This window comes from Caballeronia sordidicola, from assembly GCF_002220365.1.
Classification (GTDB): domain Bacteria; phylum Pseudomonadota; class Gammaproteobacteria; order Burkholderiales; family Burkholderiaceae; genus Caballeronia; species Caballeronia sordidicola_C.
Map to the genome: position 1 here is coordinate 43,849 of NZ_MTHB01000073.1, position 19,373 is coordinate 63,221.

17 protein-coding genes are annotated in these 19,373 nt (G+C 56.3%); 13 read left to right on the plus strand and 4 right to left on the minus strand.

Annotated features, from left to right (window positions below):
• The 4 genes from BSU04_RS12320 to tssB all read right to left on the minus strand — a co-directional run bounded on the left by BSU04_RS12320 (position 1) and on the right by tssB (position 4,256).
• Positions 1–681, minus strand: coding sequence for a DotU family type IV/VI secretion system protein (locus BSU04_RS12320; protein WP_089160867.1), 681 nt, complete (start codon positions 679–681; stop codon positions 1–3).
• Positions 678–2,024: a type VI secretion system baseplate subunit TssK gene (tssK, locus tag BSU04_RS12325; protein ID WP_089160868.1), complete on the minus strand. Its 1,347-nt coding sequence runs from the start codon at positions 2,022–2,024 to the stop codon at positions 678–680. The genes BSU04_RS12320 and tssK overlap by 4 nt, the downstream gene beginning before the upstream one ends.
• A gap of 111 nt (positions 2,025–2,135) precedes the next feature.
• Positions 2,136–3,701 (minus strand): type VI secretion system contractile sheath large subunit, encoded by a 1,566-nt coding sequence (gene tssC, locus BSU04_RS12330; protein WP_089160869.1) that lies wholly within the window; start codon positions 3,699–3,701, stop codon positions 2,136–2,138.
• Between the two features lie 51 nt (positions 3,702–3,752).
• On the minus strand, positions 3,753–4,256 hold the full coding sequence (gene tssB, locus BSU04_RS12335; protein WP_089160888.1) for a type VI secretion system contractile sheath small subunit: 504 nt from the start codon (positions 4,254–4,256) through the stop codon (positions 3,753–3,755).
• Between the two features lie 241 nt (positions 4,257–4,497).
• On the opposite strand from tssB, the gene BSU04_RS12340 reads away from it, so the two are divergent.
• From BSU04_RS12340 to BSU04_RS12415, 13 genes are all read left to right on the plus strand, one after another.
• Positions 4,498–6,843: a type VI secretion system Vgr family protein gene (locus BSU04_RS12340; RefSeq protein ID WP_089160870.1), complete on the plus strand. Its 2,346-nt coding sequence runs from the start codon at positions 4,498–4,500 to the stop codon at positions 6,841–6,843.
• Positions 6,836–7,774, plus strand: a complete 939-nt coding sequence (locus tag BSU04_RS12345; RefSeq protein WP_089160871.1) for a DUF4123 domain-containing protein — start codon at positions 6,836–6,838, stop codon at positions 7,772–7,774. Before BSU04_RS12340 ends, BSU04_RS12345 begins: the two co-directional genes overlap by 8 nt.
• The gene (locus BSU04_RS12350; protein ID WP_306427189.1) at positions 7,771–10,692 is read left to right on the plus strand and encodes a T6SS effector BTH_I2691 family protein; all 2,922 of its coding nucleotides are present in this window, start codon (positions 7,771–7,773) and stop codon (positions 10,690–10,692) included. The genes BSU04_RS12345 and BSU04_RS12350 overlap by 4 nt, the downstream gene beginning before the upstream one ends.
• 295 nt (positions 10,693–10,987) lie before the next feature.
• Positions 10,988–11,809 (plus strand): DUF6708 domain-containing protein, encoded by an 822-nt coding sequence (locus tag BSU04_RS12355; protein WP_144021205.1) that lies wholly within the window; start codon positions 10,988–10,990, stop codon positions 11,807–11,809.
• A complete protein-coding gene (locus BSU04_RS12360; RefSeq protein WP_089160874.1) occupies positions 11,806–11,991 on the plus strand; it encodes a hypothetical protein in 186 nt (61 codons plus the stop codon). The genes BSU04_RS12355 and BSU04_RS12360 overlap by 4 nt, the downstream gene beginning before the upstream one ends.
• A gap of 7 nt (positions 11,992–11,998) precedes the next feature.
• Positions 11,999–13,108, plus strand: coding sequence for a DUF6708 domain-containing protein (locus tag BSU04_RS12365; RefSeq protein WP_144021206.1), 1,110 nt, complete (start codon positions 11,999–12,001; stop codon positions 13,106–13,108).
• The gene (locus BSU04_RS12370) at positions 13,105–13,290 is read left to right on the plus strand and encodes a hypothetical protein (RefSeq protein WP_089160876.1); all 186 of its coding nucleotides are present in this window, start codon (positions 13,105–13,107) and stop codon (positions 13,288–13,290) included. Before BSU04_RS12365 ends, BSU04_RS12370 begins: the two co-directional genes overlap by 4 nt.
• Before the next feature lie 337 nt (positions 13,291–13,627).
• Positions 13,628–14,407 carry a DUF6708 domain-containing protein gene (locus BSU04_RS12375; RefSeq protein ID WP_144021207.1) on the plus strand — a complete coding sequence of 260 codons (780 nt, stop codon included), beginning with the start codon at positions 13,628–13,630 and terminating at the stop codon, positions 14,405–14,407.
• 189 nt (positions 14,408–14,596) lie between these two features.
• Positions 14,597–15,706: a DUF6708 domain-containing protein gene (locus tag BSU04_RS12385; RefSeq protein ID WP_144021208.1), complete on the plus strand. Its 1,110-nt coding sequence runs from the start codon at positions 14,597–14,599 to the stop codon at positions 15,704–15,706.
• A 189-nt stretch (positions 15,707–15,895) separates the two neighbouring features.
• Entirely contained in the window at positions 15,896–17,005 is a 1,110-nt protein-coding gene (locus BSU04_RS12395) for a DUF6708 domain-containing protein (protein ID WP_144021209.1), read from the plus strand.
• On the plus strand, positions 17,002–17,187 hold the full coding sequence (locus BSU04_RS47060) for a hypothetical protein (protein WP_089160882.1): 186 nt from the start codon (positions 17,002–17,004) through the stop codon (positions 17,185–17,187). The genes BSU04_RS12395 and BSU04_RS47060 overlap by 4 nt, the downstream gene beginning before the upstream one ends.
• A gap of 7 nt (positions 17,188–17,194) precedes the next feature.
• Positions 17,195–18,304, plus strand: coding sequence for a DUF6708 domain-containing protein (locus BSU04_RS12405; RefSeq protein ID WP_144021210.1), 1,110 nt, complete (start codon positions 17,195–17,197; stop codon positions 18,302–18,304).
• 189 nt (positions 18,305–18,493) lie between these two features.
• Positions 18,494–19,373 (plus strand): hypothetical protein (locus BSU04_RS12415; RefSeq protein ID WP_373452825.1); only part of this gene is annotated, 880 nt, incomplete at its 3' end.

Here is a 19,373-nt window from a genome sequence, read left to right on the forward strand (position 1 = left end):
TCAAACCGGAATACGCGCAATCGACGCGGTGAGCCACGCCCCAAGCGCCAGATACACCAGTCCCGCGACGATAAGCGCGCCCATCACCCAGCCAAGCGGCGACACGTTCACGTTCCAGCGGCGGGAAGATTTCTGCGTGAGCAGCACCGTACCCGACGTATCCACGCCAACCGATTGACCGATGCGCTGGTCGAGCGCGCGCATGAGTTCCAGGCGCACATCCGCGCCGCTCATGGCGAACTTGCCCTTGAAGCCGAGTGCTAGCACGGTATTAAACATGTGCAACAGCGCAAGCTTAGGTCGTGGTTCCGCAAGCCGCTGCTGGATCTTGTCGATGAGTTCGTAACCAGCGTCGTTGCTTTTGAATTCCTGTACTTGAAGCGGTTCGCGTTCCCATTGGTCGCGCTCAGCTCCCTTTAAATGGGCAAGCGCCGTTTCGTCCAGCAACGCGCATTGAGCGTAGGTTGCATCTCGCACCACATCGGGAAGATGACCTGCTGCTCTGAGTTCGCGTGCCAATGCGTCGACCTGCGCGACGCACTGTTCGCGAAACGACACGAAGGCAATTGGTGTCGCGTCATCAGCCAGGTTCGCGACGGAAAAAGCCGTATCGCGAAAGGCGTTGGGTAACAACGCGGTGTACTTCGCGGGAGAAGCGCTTGTGTCGGTCACGGTGTTCATGTCGGCAGGACCGCGTAGAGTTCAAGGACGACATCGGGGATAGACGACGGCACATAGAACTGGCACGCATGGGCCGCGATCATCCGCTTGAACGCGGGGTGAGCGCTGTCGAGCGCAAAATACTGGCTTTCGATACGAACCGGAATCGCGGCCGGCAAGCGCGACATCGTGCGCAACGGGATGCCAGGCATCGCGGAGTTAACGATCTGCTCGACCTCATCGGGCGCACCCGCCTTGCACAATCGCGGCAACTGTTCGAGCAACGCGTGCGCCGGCAGCGACGACTGGACGGACAGGTAATAGTCTGCGCCAACGGTCAAGCGTTCGTCGTTGATCTTGCCCGCCCACATCGTGTGTTTCGGACGTTCCAGCGTGATGGGCACGACACGGGACGGAATGACGGTATCGAGCAGCACGCGGATGAGCGATTCCAGTTCCGCGAACATCGGTTCGGGCGCAAGGTGATCGTAGGCTGGAATGGCTTGCAGTGTCTCGGTGGTGGAGAACGTCAGCAGAGAGCCTGCGAGACGCGCCAGCACACCATAGAGCCGCTCTGGATGCTGTTGCGGTGCGGCGCACAGCCTCGCGAGGTCCGGCCAGGTGCTGTTCACGCTGTGAAGCAGCCAGAAAAGCGAGACGTCGGACACCGCATAGTCGGCGATCTGATCCGAACGTTCTCGACGGCGCACCGCGAGACTCGCGCTTTTCGCGCTGAGGATCTCGGACAAACGCTTCATGCGCTCCATTAACCGCTCGTTCGCCGACAGAAACAAACACGGCGGCACGAAGGCTGGATCAAACTCAAACACTCCCTGCGTGTTGCGCAGCAGACGCCCGATCGGGCACGTGACATAACTGTCCGGCGCTTCGAAGTCAAAGAGCAATGCGAGTGCGTGTCGCTCCACGCTCAGTTCTTCATGACCTTCGCCGTTGATATCGGCGACGTTCAAATACTCGCGCACGAATCGGCGCGGCCGCGCGTGACGCTCGCCTTCCTCGATGCAATTGCCGCCTTGTGCATCGATCAGGGGTAGCGCGATCGACACGACGAAGCCGTCGACCGTGGTCGATATATCGCCCAGTTGTCGCGGAACCGGCAAGCGATCCGCCGTCTCCGAATCGATAAACGTACCATCCGGTAACCGCACATCGATTGCGTTGAGTTGCAGCCGGTTGACGCCCAGCGCCTGCTGGTCGAATACGACGCGGCTTAAGCCCCATGGATCGGCGCTGATCATTCTCGCCGTGCGTTCGTCGGCGAATTGATTCCACATCGCCTGTTGCTGGAAATGCTGGGGCGTCATGAACACACCCTTGGCCCACAGCGGTCTGGTTATTTTCATTCGTTCTTTTTGTGCGCGCAGAAATACGCTGCACGACGATTGCCGTGCAGCGTGACTTACTTTGATGATGGTGTTGTTTTCTTTCTAAACCGTGAGCAAACGCTCAACAATTCAGCTTTTCGCCTTGGGCATCTGCGAGACCAGCGACAGATTCAGATCCATGCCTTCAATCTGGAAGTGCGGAACGATGAAGAGCTTCACGCGGAAGAAACCCGGATTGTCTTCAATGTCCTCGACCGTCACCTTCGCCTCGCGCAGCGGATGCGACGCTTGCAGCGAATCGCCTGGATCGGTCATTTCGGTGACGAGCGTCTTGATCCAGGTATTCAGTTCGAGTTCGAGCACGCGCCGGTCTTTGGTCGTGCCAATGTTCTCGCGCTGGATCAGCTTCAGGTAGTGCGCAATGCGCGAGAGCAGGAAAATGTACGGCAGGCGTGCATTCACGCGGCTATTCGCGGTCGCATCCTTCGTGTCATAGATCGCCGGCTTTTGTGCCGAGTGCGCCGAGAAGAAACACGCGTGATCGTGGTTCTTGTAATACGACAGCGGAATAAAACCGAGATTGGCGAACTCGAATTCGCGCGTTTCCGGAATCAACACTTCTGTCGGGATCTTCGCCTGATTGCCCGTTCCGAGGTCATACAAGTGAATCGGCAAATCAGCAACCAGACCACCTGCTTGCGGACCGCGAATCTGGACGCACCAGCCGTTCTTGATGAAGCTATCCACCATGTTTGCGGCGAACGCGAACGAAGCGTTCGCCCAAAGATAACGGTTGTGATCTGGTCCCTTGACCGCTTCCGTGTAATTGAATGCGCGCACCGGCACCGTGTGCGGACCGTAGGGCAACCGCACGAGGAAACGCGGCAATGTCAGGCCGATATAGCGGGCGTCATCCGATTCCCGGAAGCTCTTCCACTTCAGATATTCAGCGCGATCAAAGTAATTGCCGATGTCACGAATGCTTGCGACTTCTTCCATCGACTCCTTGCCGAAGAACTTCGGCGCGACCGAGCCGATAAACGGCATGTGAGCTGCAGCCGAGACCTTTGAAATGTTACGGAGCAATGCGATGTCCTGCGGGCTACGGTCGAACTCATAGTTCGAAATCACGGAGCCGATTGGCTCGCCGCCCGGGGGGTCGTATTCCTGGATGTAAGTGTGAAGATACAGGCCGCTTTGGATGATTTCCGGCGTGTCTTCGAAGTCCTCACGCAACGCGTCTTTCGATACATCCAGCACTTCGATCTTGACGTTCTTACGGAAGTCCGTGCCATCGACGAGGAACTTGAGACCACGCCATGCCGACTCGATCTGCTGGAACGTCTCGTTGTGCATGATCGCGTCGAGCTGTTTGCTGATCTTGTGATCGATGCTCGCCATATGCTGGTCGATCAGACTCTTGTCCAGACGGTCCACGTGTTGGGACGATTCGGCGATCATATCGAGGAACACGCGCAGCGCTTGCGTCACGCGTTCGTCAGCCGACGACTCGGAAAGGGAATCGGGGTTGTGAAAGGACGCAACCGAGCGAGCGGACGCAACCGTATTCAAATTGATCTTGTTAAAGAGATTCGCGTATACGTTCTCTTCAACGATTGCCGTAGTGGCGGTGGGTTTATCCAGGACGAGCGTTTCCGCCGCAGCCTCGTGGATGCGGGATTCGTTTTTTGCCATGATGTGTCTTCTCGATAAAACGGGTTATTAGACTGACGACGCAGCGGACGACTAGGCCGATGGCGCGGATTCAGCGATGCCTTGAAGCTCAGTGCGCAAGCTGGCAGACATTGTCGGGTCTAACAATATTTTTTCGAGTTCACGGCGGAACGTGGCGTTATCCAGAAGATTTGATTTGAGGTCGCGCAAGAGATTGCGCGCTGACATCAACGTGCGAAGTTCGGGTACGCGAGCGGCAACCTGCTCTGGGCGAAAGTCGTCCATTGATTTGAAATCCAGATCGACGGGAAGCTCACTGCCGTCGTCGGCCAATGTGTTTTCAACCGAGATTTTTGCTTTCGGGTTCAGGTCGGCTAAAACCGAATTGAAGTTATTTTTATTGACCGACACCTTCTTCCGCTCGCCGAGCGCCAGGGTGTTCTGGCCGTTGCTGTAATCGCCCATCACCAGCAACTTCAGAGGCAGTTCAACCTTCTTCGATGCCCCACCTGTGTGAAGGTCCAGCTTGATATTGACGCGTGCTTTAGGCACTTCATTTTGAAAACTTTCGGCCATCTTGCTTCTCCATTTTTCGGTCTTCTCGTGGTCGGCACAACCAATCTCGCGAAAACGGTATCGCGTCCCAAAAAAACTCGGAATAGGATAATTCCGAATCAACGGCTTCTTCATCATTAACGCATCGTGCCATTTGCAAATATTTGGCCATCGGCTATTGTGCTCGGTTAAGAAACATTTAGTACGACCATGCACAAGACTTCGCACAATGAGCGAAGTTCCGAGAGACGATTGAGGGCCAATGTTGATGCAGGACGATTTTCAGAAAGCTGGAGGGCAACGCCTGCCCGCCAAACTTGTCACGGGGCGACAAGCCTGTCGGCTGACTGTGCCAGGCACCGCCAGCGCCGAGGGTCTATCCGTCGAGACGTTCAGGGCGCGTGTGGCAATCTGCGAGCCTTACCTCGTTCGCGTTACGCTGACCCACCCCGACGCCCTTGATCGCGCCGATTACGTCGGCCGCGATGCTACATTCACCATCGACTACGGTGACGGCCTTGCTACGCGTAATTTCTGCGGGTACATCCTGCACTTCAGCAAGCTCAAGACAACTGACGACTTCAGCAGCTACAAGATTACAGTCGTGCCGCACATCCGGCGATTGGACGACGGACCGTCCACGCGCATCTTCCAACGCAAAAGCACCCCTGAAATCATCGAAGCGATGATGCGTGCGCGCGGCTTTCTTGGGCATCAGTTCGATTTCAGGCTGCGCCGCGAATATCCCCAGCATGACTTTCGTTTCCAGTACGGCCAGTCCGACTTGCAGTACATCCGAATGCTCATGGAGAAGGCCGGGATCTACTCCTACATCATCGAGGGCGAGTTCGGCGACGTGGTGGTGTTCGCTGATGACATCGATCACTACATCTATGAGCCGGAACTCAAGGTGTTGTATCGCGAGATGTCGGGGATGACCAGCGATGAGTTGGCGGTGTCGGAACTCAAGACGCATGTGTCGGTTGTGCCGCAGTCGTTTCTGGTCGCCGATTACAACCCGGACAAGGCGTGGGAGAGATATAAAGCCGAATCCAATATTTCTGAAAAAGACACCACGACCAGCGGGCAGCCCTACATCTATGGCACGCATCACCTGGATCAGGAAGGCGCGCGGTGGGAAGCGCAGTTGCGCCATGAAGCGGCGATTGCGTGGCAGGTGGTCTACGAAGGCAAAAGCAACATTTTGGAGCTGACGCCGGGCCGCATCTTACGCATGGACGAAGTGTTACCTGATGCGCCGAATGGGCAGGTCATCAGTGAAGTCACGCACAGCGGCGGACGGCAACGTTCGTATTACAACCGCTACAAAGCGATTCCATCGGAGCGACGCTTGCGCTTGCAGCTTCGCGAGAACACATGGCCCAAAATTGCCGGCACGCTGACGGCGCGTATTACCTCACCGGGCAAGTATAAATACGCTTATATGACGTCTGAAGGCCGCTATTCCGCGCGCTTCGATTGCGACTTCGCGACATGGAATCCGGGCGGCGAAAGCGTGCCCTTGCGGCTCGCCAAACCGTTCGCGGGCGCATTGCAAACGGGCTTTCACTTCCCGCTGATCGATGGGACGGAGGTGGGAATTGCATTTATTGATGGGAACCCTGATAAACCGTACATAGCGCACGCCCATCACCATAGCCAGGCGACCGATCTCATCACGAATCAGGATCGCTGGCTTTCGCGCAACGTCATCCGCACTCAGTCGAACAACAAGGTTCGGATGGAGGATTGGGAGGGCGAAGAGCACATCAAAATCAGTACCGAGCATTCTGGCAAGAGCCAGCTGACGCTCGGTCATATGGTCAATAACAAACGGCAGAAGCGTGGTGCTGGATTCGAGTTACGGACTTCGGCCCATGGAGCGATTCGGTCAGGAAAGGGACTTTATATTTCCGCTTACGATCAGCCTAAAGCCTCCGGGCAACAGCTTGAGATGCAGCAGGCCGAAGCAGTGCTTGAAAGTGCGCTGACGCAGATGAAAGTGCTGGCGGAAATGGTGAGGACCGCACAGGCGCAACTCGCCGATATCAAGGCGCAGGAGACGCTAAAGGACGCAACGTTTAAGGAATTGCGAGCCTCCGCAGTGTTGATCGCGGCGCCCGCTGGAATCGCTCTGGCCACGCCGGAGTCTGTGCAGCACAGTGCGGGAAAAAACGTGACGTTGACTGCAGGCGGCAGTATCGACGCCGGCGCGATCGAGAATGTCACCATCGCTGCGGGTCAGGTCGTGTCGCTGTTCGCCAATGAAGGCGGCATGAAGCTGATCGCCGCACAGGGTAACAACGAGATCCAGGCGCAGCACGGAAACATCGAATGCACCGCAGCTGAAAACATCAGGGTGAGCGCGTCGAACGGTAACGTTGAAGTTAGTGCGAAGGACAGTTTGACGCTGCGCTGCGGTGGCGCGGAAATTAAGCTCCAAGGCGGAAATATCGAGCTATCTTGCCCCGGCGACGTAAAGCTTAACTGCATAACACTGCAAAAAGTTGGGCCAGGCAGTGTGGCTGGCTTATCCGCGTCGTTCGACTTGCTTTCCTGCATGTCGGCTTTGAAGCGCGTTGCGAGCACCGGAGGCGCGTTTGCCTGACGACCTCTTGTCCGCGCGCTTTCCCGACGACAAGTTCGCCCTGATGGATCGGGAGCTTCAGAAACTAACATCCGATGATGCGCTGAGTCATGTCATTTTTGTCGACCCCGCGCTGGGCGATCCTTTCCACGACCTGCGCCGGAGCCTGGCGAAGCAGACATTTGTTCTGAGTGTTCCGGAAGACAAGGTGCCAGTCGATGCAAGGCCCTATCTGCTGAGGATGTCTTCCGGTCCAATGTGTGTAGAGTTGCGCGAAAGATCGCTTGAGGTTGCCCATGCCGAAGCTTTGGGACGGACACAAGTGGACGGAGCAAGGAGCATTTGCGCCTGGCTGTCGTTCACCGGAGAGCCGGAACCGCTCGCGAACGCATTAACCCAAAAGGCGACGTTGATACTGAGCGAAACGCAGAGACTGCTCTTTCGTTATTACGATCCACGTGTCGTGTCGCATCTGCGCCGGCTGTTGCGATCGGCGCAATTTTTCAATGGCCTTCCGGTTCTCCGTTCATGGGCCTATGTTAATCCGAGCATCGACCTGGACATATTTGCGCCCGATTGCGAAATGGAAACGCCGGCGCCGGTCTGGTTCATGACGCAGCAGCAGCGCGATGGCGTGGCGCGCATAGAAGCAGTGAATCGTGTGCTATCGGAATCAGAAATTGATCCTACGCACACTGCCACAATCGACGCGGTCCTCGCTCGTGCCCAACAACTGCATGGGTGGACCGATACGCCTGACATGGTTGCGTTCGGGTTGGTGTCGGTGCGCTGTCATACAGCTTTCGATACGCACCCCGAAATCGCTGCCCGCTTATCCGCGCTAAAGCGCAACGCCGAGTCGTTCGCCGGTTGGGCAAGTGCTGTCGAGGGATCAATGTGGGACCGCATTGCTACGGACATGGAAAAGACAACGCTTGGGAAAGTCAAATGAGTTGTCCGAACTGCATGAAAGAAGGATTAGCAATACTGCCCGTGCGTTACGCAGTGGCGGATGTTGATCCGGCCAACGCTGGTGCATTGCCTTCATCGTTGGGCGAGCACGTGACCGACAAGACGTTGAGCGGCTCGAAGTACATCCTGCGTCAGCTTGACCGGGGGTTTGTGTACGTCCTTTATCCGACCAAGGGAGTGCGCCCTAGCCGGTGGGTGGTCTACGAAGTCGGCCCCGATGCGTGCATGAACATTTACGACAATCCTGCCCAAGTACCGCAGACGCCCACCGTCAAGCCACTTGACGCGACCTGCAAATTGAAAAAGGAGGATGTGGCCGCTCAAACCATCGCAATTCCGTCGCCCAAGTATGTGCCGCACGTGTGGATGGCGTTTAGTCGATATAGGTGGAGTGCAAGCGTGTTGAAGGCGTTTGAAAGTACACCCGAGCCGCGCATGCAGAAGGTGGACGTGAGCGCAGCACTGGCAGGCAAAGCCGTCAAGCATGCTTTGCCTGCGACCCAGGCGAATATTAGCGCGCAGGTCGCGGATTTCTACCCTGCGGATCGGTGGACCAAAACAACGGCCAACCTTCGCACGCCGCTCAACGCGCGGCAGGATCAGGCAAGCGCAATGCAAGCTCGAATGACCGATATCGCACAGAAAGCGAACGGACACGGCATTGTGCTGGCGCTGTTTGATCCGCTGGGTATCACCGCCGATCTGAACGCGCTACGCAACTTCACAACAGGACAACTGGTTCAGTACCAGAAGAAGCACGCGCGCGAGCGCTTTGTCGGCGACGCAATTCTAGGGTTCCAGAAAGCGTTCGATAAAGCCGGCCAAACCGCGCTATGGAACAGCAAGCACAAGCCGCTTTATGACTGGGACAAACTGGACAAAGACCAGAAGGCCTACAAGAAAGAAACGGACACGCAAGACGCACGGATCAATGTGTTGTCGGAGGATGTTGCGAAATGGAATGCAGCGTGGGAGTCGGACTATCGCTGGCATGACTTTGATTCGAAGGATGCACAGTCAGCACGTGAGCGTCAGGAAGCGCTTGCCGCCTGCGTGCACGGCATGGGCAAGACGGAGAGCGAACTGGATTTATGGGACAGGTGGTTTGCTGCGAGCCCTGCTGATCCACATACGCCACTGTGGGCGGCGCTGGTCGGTTCAGCTCCGAAGTTGGGTGACTACCTGCTCGGTCAGAAGTTGCCCGACATTGGTCGTGTCGACAAGATGAACGATACGGTCAGGGGATTGATGGCGGCGCACGAAGAGTTCAAGAAGTGGCGTGAGAAAAACCCGCCAACGGCAGCGATGGGAGTGGTGTCAGTGGCTGCATCCTCGCAGCTTGCCCGTCTGGCGAAAGTCAAGCCGGAGGTGTTCAAGTCGGCCGGAACGTATTTGCTGGTCATTGTGACGGCGACTACGAACACCGTCATCACCGGCAACAGGATGATCGTGACACGCACGCAGGATGTGATGGCGAAGGCGTATGAAGCTGTATTCGGGCCACCCAAAGCGAGTGCGCTCAGAGTGGTTCAGGCGGAGGCGAAGACGGGGCGCACGGTGTATGTGGCAAGTGCCGACGGCGTCGCGCAGGTCATGAGCGAACAGACAAGCGTGAAGAAGACAGTGTTGGGTCTGTGGCTGCCGGCGGCCGAGCAAGAGAAATTGCCTGCGGGACATCTGGCCCTTGCTGCGCCGGCGCTGACGGAAACGGCCAATCCGTTTGCTACGTTGGTCAAGGCGGCAAAGACGGGGTTGCCGTGGGTGGGGTTCGTGCTGGCATGCGCGAGTTTGACTAATGTGGTTAGCGGCATGACACAACCGGGGTCGGCTGTTACGCCCGACGCGTATGCGGGGTTGATGTCGGGCGTGCTGGCAGTGTCGGGGGCAATCAGCGAACTGACCGCGATGGGGATGGAGAAGGGGCTGCTTACGCTTGGGAAGATATCGTTTGCGACAGTGGCGTTCTTTGGCGGGCTGTTTGCCGCGTTTTCGACGATCGCAGAAGGCATTCAGATGCTTATGAAATATCGCGAACGGATTTCAGTCGGAAACAAAGAGGCTGCATATTCATACATGTTCTCCGCCATCGGATTTTTCATGGCTGCGGGGTTTTCACTGGGCGGTGCTCTCGCCGCCGGCTCCGCTGCGGGAGCGTTTACTGGTTGGTTAGCCGGACTCGCCTCAATTGGCGTCGCCGCTGCGGAGTTTCTGCCGGTCTGGGGTTGGATCTTGGCAGGAGTCATCTTTATAGGAATTGGCATCCGACTGGCGTGGGTCGCATTGAAAGCAACGCACTCGGCGTTGCAAACCTGGCTGATCCGAGGCTATTACGGCACTGCCACGCAAGTGCGTTACAACGCCACGGACGAAATGAAGGCGCTTAAAGACGTCATGTACGCGTATCAACTGGAAACGAACTGGGCCAGTGTGCCGCTGTCGATGGCTGGTTCGGTAGGCATGGCAGGGTTTGACACGATCACTTTCAAGCTGACATTGCCAGGCGCGTCTGCGTCGAGCGTTATCAAATGTGCTATTTCGATCGCTGGAGACACAGTCAGTAAAAAGATATTCGACGAAGAAGTGCGGCCACGTCCCAATACCATTTCCGGCCTGATAGATCCTCATGTGCAGGAGTTCCGGGCCGCGTCCTCCGCTCCCCGGACGAAACTGGATTTCTACTGGGAACAGGTGCCGCGACTCACGGGAAACTCGACAGACGGATTCGTGTACAGCGGTATTTTGCGCGTCGATGGATGGGTTTATTCAACCGCGACAATAGACCTGCGCTATTACCCGGATCAGACGAGCCGACCTGATTTTGTTATTCCCGAGAGCAACGCAGCGACGCAAGTTAAGCGAGGCTTCGTGCCAGAAGTTTCTCTGATACTTGGGTTTTAAGGCCGCTATGAATACCACGGAAGTAAAAAGAATGAACTGGTGGGCGCGTCGCATACGCAAGGCCGGTGCGTATGGTCGGCTAGACCGTGCGGTCAGGCAGTGGCGTGGTCTGGGATCGGTACGCACGAGCACGGGGACAGCGCCCAATGGAGATGCACTCGTCTACCGGATGAACGCGACAACGTTGGAGATTGGGCAAGGTGCGAACACATTCAAGGGAATGATTGGGCTGGCGGGCCTTGGTGGGACTCTTGCCATGTTTTTTGCTCTGTTAGTCATGTCTCCTGAATCCGTAATGTTCGCAATTCCAGAGCGTTATTGGGGCCTTTTAATCTTCACACTCGCTGCTGATGTCATCGTATTCCTACCGTTAGGCCTGCTATTTCTCACTATTTTCCTAACCGACTTCTTCGGCTACACGGATGCACTGCTTCGTTTCGACCGTGTTCGCCGTAAGGTATGGATGTTTGTCGGCACGCGTTCGCCGATCGAGCTTGACTGGGATCGCTTGACGCCTGTGTCTCAAGGCATCACGCCTGCCAACAGCAACATTAATACGTTCCGCTCGGTATTGCTTGTTGATCTCGATGCAGAAGGCGACGTCAAGTTCGACGGCAAATACCCGCGCATTGCGAGCCTTGGACAAACATCGCTGAATGAACAGCAGGCGATTAGCCAGTACGAATACGTGCGCCAGTTCATGGAGCTCGGCCCCGCGCATCTTCCATCGTGCGCAACCTATCTCGAACACCGAACGGTGTTTCGAGACATCGTGCGCTTCTTCGGTTTTCTCGATCTCGCTCGCAACATCGATTGGCGCCGACCGGGGGAAACCGGTGGTTACGGCCTTGTGTTCGCGAGTCTTTTTTGCATGCTGCTCGGCTGGGGAATCCTGCCGTTTAACTTGGCGAGCTACGTCGCGTACCGGTGCAACCGGATACCGAAATGGCCCAAGGGCATTGATGATTATGCGAAGGACGGTGGCGAGATGCGTCCACCGGAGGGGGCGGCGTCGGAGCGCTTGCGGATCGTGCTCAAGGAAGTGCCCTTCATTTTGCTGTGGGTGGGATGTGCGTTCGCCGTGTACGCGTGGTTTGCCTCTTGGTTCATCAAATGACGGCCCGCAAAAAGAGCAAGGTCGTGCGCGTCGATGCGTGGGTTTATTCGACTGCCACAATCGACCTGCGCTATTCATCGGATCAGGCGAGCAGGCCCGATTTCGTCATCCCCGAGAGCAGCGCAGCGACGAAAGTCAAGAGAGGCTTCGTGCCGGAAGTTTCGCTGATGCCAGGGTTTTGAGTTCGCCATGAATGTCACGAAAGTAAAAAAAATTGGCTGGTGGGCGCGGCATATACGGAAGGCCAGTGCTTACGGCCCCCTTGACCGTGCGGTTAGGCAGTGGCGTGGTCTTGGTTCTGTACGTACTAGCACGGGGACAGCGCCCAATGGCGATGCACTCGTCTACGGGATGAACGCGACGACACTGGAGATCGGTCAAGGGGCGCACACGTTCAAGGGGATGATCGGGCTAGCTGGCCTTGGAGGGGCTCTCGCGGCGTTCTTTGCTTTATTCATCATGTCGCCAGACTTCATCAGCTTTGCTACTTCTGAACGGTCATGGGGACTTCTTACTTGGACAATCTTCCTTGATGTCGTCATATTTTTCCCGATGGGCCTACTCTTCCTCACCATCTTCCTGACGGATTTCTTCGGCTACACGGACGCGCTGCTTCGCTTCGACCGCGTTCGCCGTAAGGTATGGATGTTTGTTGGCACGCGTTCACCGATCGAACTTGACTGGGATCGCTTGACGCCAGTCTCTCAGGGCATCACGCCTGCCAACAGCAACGTCAATACGTTCCGCTCGGTATTGCTAGTCGATCTCGATGCGGAGGGCGACGTCAAGTTCGACGGCAAGTACCCCCGCATTGCGAGCATCGGACAAACATCGTTGAATGAACAGCAAGCGATTAGCCAATACGAGTACGTGCGTCAGTTCATGGAGCTTGGCCCCACGCATCTTCCTTCGTGCGAGACCTACCTGGAACACCGAACGGTGTTTCGGGACATCGTGCGCTTCTTTGGTTTTCTCGATCTCGCTCGCAACATCGATTGGCGCCGCCCGGGCGAGACCGGAGGCGGCCTTCTCGTGCTGGCAAGCATTCTTTGCATGCTGCTTGGCTGGGCGTTCCTGCCGTTCGATCTTGCTACCTACATAGCGTATCGATGTAATCGCGTGCCGAAGTGGCCCGCGAAGATCGAAGCATATGCCAAAGACGGCGGTGAAATGACCACGCCCGTGGGCGCGGCGTCCGGGCGTATGCGGATCGTACTCAAGGAAGTGCCGTTCATTCTACTGTGGGTGGGATGTGCCTTTGCGGTGTACGCGTGGGTCGCCTCATGGTTTATCAAATGACGCCCCGCAAAAAGAGCAATACCTTGCGCGTCGATGGATGGGTTTATTCAACCGCCACAATCGAGCTGCGCTATTACCCAGATCAGGCGTGCCGGCCGGATTTCGTCATCCCCGAACGCAACGCGGCGACGCAGGTTAAGCGAGGCTTCGTGCCGGAAGTTTCCCTAATGCCGGGGTTTTAAGCTCGCCATGAATACAACGGAAGTAAAAAAATTGGGTTGGTGGGCGCGGCATATACGAAAGGCCAGTGCTTACGGGCCGCTTGACCGTGCAGTTAGGCAGTGGCGCGGTCTTGGATCGGTACGCGCTGGCACCGGAACTGTGCCGAATGGCGATGCACTCGTCTACCGGATGAATGCGACAACATTGGAGATCGGGCAAGGTGCGAACACGTTCAAGGGAATGATGGGCTTAGCTGGTCTTGGCGGGACCCTTATGGTTATGTTTGCGTTATTTATCATGACACCAGAAGTCATCGCTTTTGCGGTTCCACGTCGTTACTGGGGTTCCTTAGTTTGGATGATTTTCCTTGATGTCATCGTATTCTTACCATTAGGACTGCTATTCCTCACCATCTTCCTAACCGACTTCTTCGGCTACACGGACGCGCTGCTTCGCTTCGACCGTGTTCGCCGTAAGGTATGGATGTTTGTCGGCACGCGTTCGCCGATCGAACTTGACTGGGATCGCTTGACGCCAGTCGCGCAAGGAATCACGCCGGCCAATAGCAACATCAATACGTTCCGCTCGGTGTTGCTTGTCGATCTCGATGCAGAGGGTGACGTGAAGTTCGACGGCAAGTACCCGCGCATCGCGAGCCTCGGACAAACATCGCTTAATGAACAGCAGGCGATCAGCCAGTACGAGTACGTGCGCCAGTTCATGGAGTTCGGCCCTGCGCATCTTCCATCGTGCGCAACCTACCTCGAACACCGAACGGTGTTTCGGGACATCGTGCGCTTCTTCGGCTGTCTGGACCTTGCCCGCAAGATTGACTGGCGCCGGCCGAGCGAGACCGGAGGCGGCCTTCTCTTGCTGGCAAGCATTCTTTGCGTACTACTTGGCTGGGCGTTTCTTCCGTTCGACATCGCTACCTACATAGCGTATCGATGTAATCGCGTGCCGAAGTGGCCCGCGGCGATCGAAGCGTATTCCAATGATGGCGGTGAGATGACCACGCCCGTAGGCGCGGCGTCCGGGCGCATGCGAATCGTACTCAAGGAAGCGCCGTTCATCCTACTGTGGGTGGGATGTGCATTCGCCGTGTACGCGTGGTTTGCCTCATGGTTCATCAAATGAAGCCTCACAAAACGAGCAAGGTCTTGCGTGTCGAAGCACGGGTTTATTCGACCGCCACAATCGACCTGCGTTATTACCCGGATCAGGTGAGCCGGCCTGATTTCGTCATCCCCAAACGCAACGCAGCGACGCAAGTCAAGCGAGGCTTGGTGCCGGAATTTTCCCTAATGCCAGGGTTTTAAGTTCGCCATGAATACCACGGAAGTAAAAAAAATGGGCTGGTGGGCGCGCCGCATACGCAAGGCCAGTGCGTATGGTCCGCTAGACCGTGCAGTCAGGCAGTGGCGTGACCTTGGTTCGGTACTTACTAGCACGGGGACAGCGCCCAATGGAAATGCGCTCGTCTACCGGATGAACGCGACAACACTGGAGATCGGGCAAGGCGCGAATACGTTCAAGGGAATGATGGGGCTGGCTGGCCTCGGGGCAGCTCTTACGGCGATATTCGTGCTATTCATCATGACGCCCGAAGCCATCACTTTTGCGGTTCCACGTCATTACTGGGGTTCCCTTTTTTTTATAATTTTCCTTGATATTTTTATATTATTTCCGTTGGGCCCACTCTTCCTCACCATCTTCCTAACCGACTTCTTCGGCTACACGGATGCGCTGCTCCGTTTCGACCGGGTTCGCCGCAAGGTGTGGATGTTTGTTGGCACTCGTTCGCCTATCGAACTTGACTGGAATCGGTTGACGCCAGTCTCTCAAGGCATCACGCCTGCCAACAGCAACATCAATACGTTCCGCTCGGTATTGCTTGTTGATCTCGATGCAGAGGGTGACGTGAAGTTCGACGGCAAATACCCGCGCATCGCGAGCCTCGGACAAACATCGCTGAATGAACAGCAGGCGATTAGCCAGTACGAGTACGTGCGCCAGTTCATGGATCTCGGCCCCGCGCATCTTCCATCGTGCGCAACCTATCTCGAACACCGAACGGTGTTTCGAGACATCGTGCGCTTCTTCGGTTTTCTCGATCTCGCTCGCAACATCGATTGGCGCCGCCCGGGGGAAACCGGTGGTTACGGCCTTGTGTTCGCGAATCTTTTTTGCATGCTGCTCGGCTGGGGAATCCTGCCGTTTAACTTGGCAAGCTATATCGCGTACCGGTGCAACCGGATACCAAAATGGCCCAAGGACATTGATGATTATGCGAAGGACGGTGGCGCGATGCGTCCACCGAAGGGGGCAGCATCGGAGCGCTTGCGGATCGTGCTCAAGGAGGTGCCGTTCATTCTGTTGTGGGTGGGATGTGCCTTTGCGGTGTACGGATGGGCCGCGTCGTGGTTTATCAAATGACGTCCCGCAAAAACAGCAATACCTTACGCGTCGGCGCACGGGTTTATTCGACCGCCACAATCGACCTGCGTTATTGCCCGGATCAGGCGAGCCGACCTGATTTTGTCATCCCCGAAAGCAACGCAGCGGCGCAAGTCAAGCGAGGCTTCGTGCCAGATCCTTCTTTTGCGCCAGGGTTTTAAGTCCGCCATGAATACCACGGGATTAAAAAAATTGGGCTGGTGGGCCCGCCGCGCACGCAAGGTCAGTGCGTATGGTCCGCTAGACCGCGCGGTCAGGCAGTGGCGCGATCTCGGATCGGTACGCACTGGCACAGGAGCTGTGCCCAATGGGGATGCACTCGTCTACCGGATGAATGCGACAACATTGGAGATCGGCCAGGGCGCGAATACGTTCAAGGGAATGATGGGGCTAGCTGGCCTCGTCGGTGCTCTTGCAATGTTTTTCGCACTGTTGATTATGTCGCCGGATTTCATAAGCTTTGCGACTTCAGAGCGTTATTGGGGCCTTTTAATCTTCACACTTGCTGCTGATGTCATCGTATTTCTCCCGATGGGCCTGCTCTTTCTCACCATTTTCCTAACCGACTTCTTCGGCTACACGGACGCACTCCTTCGATTCGACCGTGTTCGTCGTAAGGTATGGATGTTTGTTGGCACGCGTTCGCCTATCGAACTTGACTGGAATCGGTTGACGCCAGTCTCTCAAGGCATCACGCCTGCCAACAGCAACATCAATACGTTCCGCTCGGTATTGCTTGTTGATCTCGATGCAGAGGGTGACGTGAAGTTCGACGGCAAATACCCGCGCATCGCGAGCGTCGGACAAACATCGCTGAATGAACAGCAGGCGATTAGCCAGTACGAGTACGTGCGCCAGTTCATGGAGCTCGGCCCCGCGCATCTTCCATCGTGCGCAACCTACCTCGAACACCGGACGGTGTTTCGAGACATCGTGCGCTTCTTTGGTTTTCTCGATCTCGCTCGCAACATCGATTGGCGCCGTCCGGGGGAAACCGGTGGTTACGGTCTTGTGTTCGCGAGTCTTTTTTGCATGCTGCTCGGCTGGGCGTTCCTGCCGTTCGATCTTGCTACCTATATAGCGTATCGATGTAATCGCGTGCCGAAGTGGCCCGCGGCGATCGAAGCGTATTCCAATGATGGCGGTGAGATGACCAGGCCCGTGGGCGCGGCGTCCGGGCGTATGCGGATCGTACTCAAGGAAGTGCCGTTCATTCTGTTGTGGGTGGGATGTGCCTTTGCGGTGTACGCGTGGGTCGCCTCATGGTTTATCAAATGACGCCCCGCAAAAAGAGCAATGCCTTGCACGTCGATGCACGGGTTTATTCGACCGCCACAATCGACCTGCGCTATTACCCGGATCAGGCGAGTCGACTTGATTTTGTTATTCCCGAGAGCAAAGCAGCGACGCAAGTTAAGCGAGGCTTCGTGCCAGAACGTTCTCTGATAGCAGGGTTTTAAGGCCGCCATGAATACCACGGAAGTGAGAAAAATGGGTTGGTGGGCGCGCCGTGTTCGAAAGGTCAGTGCTTATGGTCCACTAGACCGTGCGGTCAGGCAGTGGCGCAGTCTCGGATCGGTACGTAATGGCACGGGAACGGTGCCGAATGGGGATGCACTTGTCTACCGGATGAATGCGACAACACTGGAGATCGGGCAAGGTGCGAATACGTTCAAGGGAATGATAGGCTTAGCTGGCCTCAGTGGATTTATCGTTTTTGCGTATGCTCTAATCGTCGCCTCCCCCGATTTCATCGGATATGCAGTCTCTCGAAAGGACTGGATTAATGTCATAGTCGTTCTTGCATTTGATATAGCGGGATGCATTCCGTTTTCTCTTTTCTTCCTCACCATTTTCCTAACCGACTTCTTCGGCAACACAGACGCACTCCTTCGATTCGACCGTGTTCGCCGTAAGGTGTGGATGTTTGTCGGCACGCGTTCGCCGATCGAGCTTGACTGGGATCGCTTGACGCCGGTCTCTCAAGGCATTACGCCTGCCAACAGCAACATCAATACGTTCCGCTCGGTATTGCTTGTTGATCTCGATGCAGAGGGTGACGTGAAGTTCGACGGCAAATACCCGCGCATTGCGAGTCTCGGACAGACTTCGCTGAACGAAGCGCAAGCGATTAGCCAGTACGAATACGTGCGTCAGTTTATGGAGATAGGCCCCGCGCATCTTCCATCGTGCGCAACCTATCTCGAACACCGAACGGTGTTTCGAGACATCGTGCGCTTCTTCGGTTTTCTCGATCTCGCTCGCAACATCGATTGGCGCCGTCCGGGGGAAACCGGTGGTTACGGCCTTGTGTTCGCGAGTCTTTTTTGCATGCTGCTCGGCTGGGGAATTCTGCCGTTTAACTTGGCAAGCTATATCGCGTACCGGTGCAACCGGATACCAAAATGGCCCAAGGACATTGATGATTATGCGAAGGACGGTGGCGCGATGCGTCCGCCGAAGGGGGCGACGTCGGAGCGCTTGCGGATCGTGTTTAAAGAAGTGCCGTTCATCGTGCTATGGGTGGGATGTGCCTTTGCGGTGTACGCATGGTTTGCCTCATGGTTTATCAAATGACACCCCGCAAAAAGAGCAAGGTCGTGCGCGTCGATGCACGGGTTTATTCGACTGCCACAATCGACCTAGGCTATTCCCCGGATCAGGCGGGCCGGCCTGATTTCGTGATCCCCGAAAGCAACGCAGCGGCGCAAGTCAAGCGAGGCTTCGTGCCAGATCCTTCTTTTGCGCCAGGGTTTTAAGTTCGCCATGAATACCACGGAAGTAAAAAAAATGGGCTGGTGGGCGCGCCGCATACGCGAGGCCAGTGCGTATGGTCCGCTAGACCGTGCGGTCAGGCAGTGGCGCGGTCTCGGATCGGTACGCGCTACCACGGGGACAGCGCCCAATGGCGATGCACTCGTCTACCGGATGAACGGGACAACACTGGAGATCGGGCGAGGCGCGAATACGTTCAAGGGAATGATGGGGCTGGCGGGTCTTTGCGGATTATGCGCAATGCTGTTCGTGCTGCTTGTGATAACACCGACGTACTTCGATGCCAAACCTCCATATTCTGGACCGGTCGAGAAAGGCATTGTTTTTCTGGCCGATCTGTTGATCGCACTCCCCTTGGGCATAGCGTTTCTCAACGTCTTCCTAACCGACTTCTTCGGCTACACGGACGCGCTGCTTCGCTTCGACCGTGTTCGCCGTAAGGTGTGGATGTTTGTCGGCACGCGTTCGCCGATCGAGCTTGACTGGAATCGCTTGACGCCAGTCTCTCAAGGCATAACGCCGGCCAACAGCAACATCAATACGTTCCGCTCGGTATTGCTTGTTGATCTCGATGCAGAAGGTGACGTCAAGTTCGACGGCAAATACCCGCGCATTGCGAGCCTTGGACAAACATCGCTGAATGAACAGCAGGCGATTAGCCAGTACGAATACGTGCGCCAGTTCATGGAGGCGGGCCCCGCGCATCTTCCATCGTGCGCAACCTATCTCGAACACCGAACGGTGTTTCGAGACATCGTGCGCTTCTTCGGTTTTCTCGATCTCGCTCGCAACATCGATTGGCGTCGCCCAGGTGAAACCGGCGGTTACGGCCTTGTGTTCGCGAGTCTTTTTTGCATGCTGCTCGGCTGGG

Excerpts from the sequence above, each read along its gene's own strand:
- BSU04_RS12320 (WP_089160867.1), bottom strand. The coding sequence starts at position 681 with ATGAACACCGTGACCGACACAAGCGCTTCTCCCGCGAAGTACACCGCG.
- tssK (WP_089160868.1), bottom strand. The coding sequence starts at position 2,024 with ATGAAAATAACCAGACCGCTGTGGGCCAAGGGTGTGTTCATGACGCCC.
- tssC (WP_089160869.1), bottom strand. The coding sequence starts at position 3,701 with ATGGCAAAAAACGAATCCCGCATCCACGAGGCTGCGGCGGAAACGCTC.
- tssB (WP_089160888.1), bottom strand. The coding sequence starts at position 4,256 with ATGGCCGAAAGTTTTCAAAATGAAGTGCCTAAAGCACGCGTCAATATC.
- BSU04_RS12340 (WP_089160870.1), top strand. The coding sequence starts at position 4,498 with ATGTTGATGCAGGACGATTTTCAGAAAGCTGGAGGGCAACGCCTGCCC.
- BSU04_RS12350 (WP_306427189.1), top strand. The coding sequence starts at position 7,771 with ATGAGTTGTCCGAACTGCATGAAAGAAGGATTAGCAATACTGCCCGTG.
- BSU04_RS12355 (WP_144021205.1), top strand. The coding sequence starts at position 10,988 with ATGTTCGCAATTCCAGAGCGTTATTGGGGCCTTTTAATCTTCACACTC.
- BSU04_RS12360 (WP_089160874.1), top strand. The coding sequence starts at position 11,806 with ATGACGGCCCGCAAAAAGAGCAAGGTCGTGCGCGTCGATGCGTGGGTT.
- BSU04_RS12365 (WP_144021206.1), top strand. The coding sequence starts at position 11,999 with ATGAATGTCACGAAAGTAAAAAAAATTGGCTGGTGGGCGCGGCATATA.
- BSU04_RS12370 (WP_089160876.1), top strand. The coding sequence starts at position 13,105 with ATGACGCCCCGCAAAAAGAGCAATACCTTGCGCGTCGATGGATGGGTT.
- BSU04_RS12375 (WP_144021207.1), top strand. The coding sequence starts at position 13,628 with ATGATTTTCCTTGATGTCATCGTATTCTTACCATTAGGACTGCTATTC.
- BSU04_RS12385 (WP_144021208.1), top strand. The coding sequence starts at position 14,597 with ATGAATACCACGGAAGTAAAAAAAATGGGCTGGTGGGCGCGCCGCATA.
- BSU04_RS12395 (WP_144021209.1), top strand. The coding sequence starts at position 15,896 with ATGAATACCACGGGATTAAAAAAATTGGGCTGGTGGGCCCGCCGCGCA.
- BSU04_RS47060 (WP_089160882.1), top strand. The coding sequence starts at position 17,002 with ATGACGCCCCGCAAAAAGAGCAATGCCTTGCACGTCGATGCACGGGTT.
- BSU04_RS12405 (WP_144021210.1), top strand. The coding sequence starts at position 17,195 with ATGAATACCACGGAAGTGAGAAAAATGGGTTGGTGGGCGCGCCGTGTT.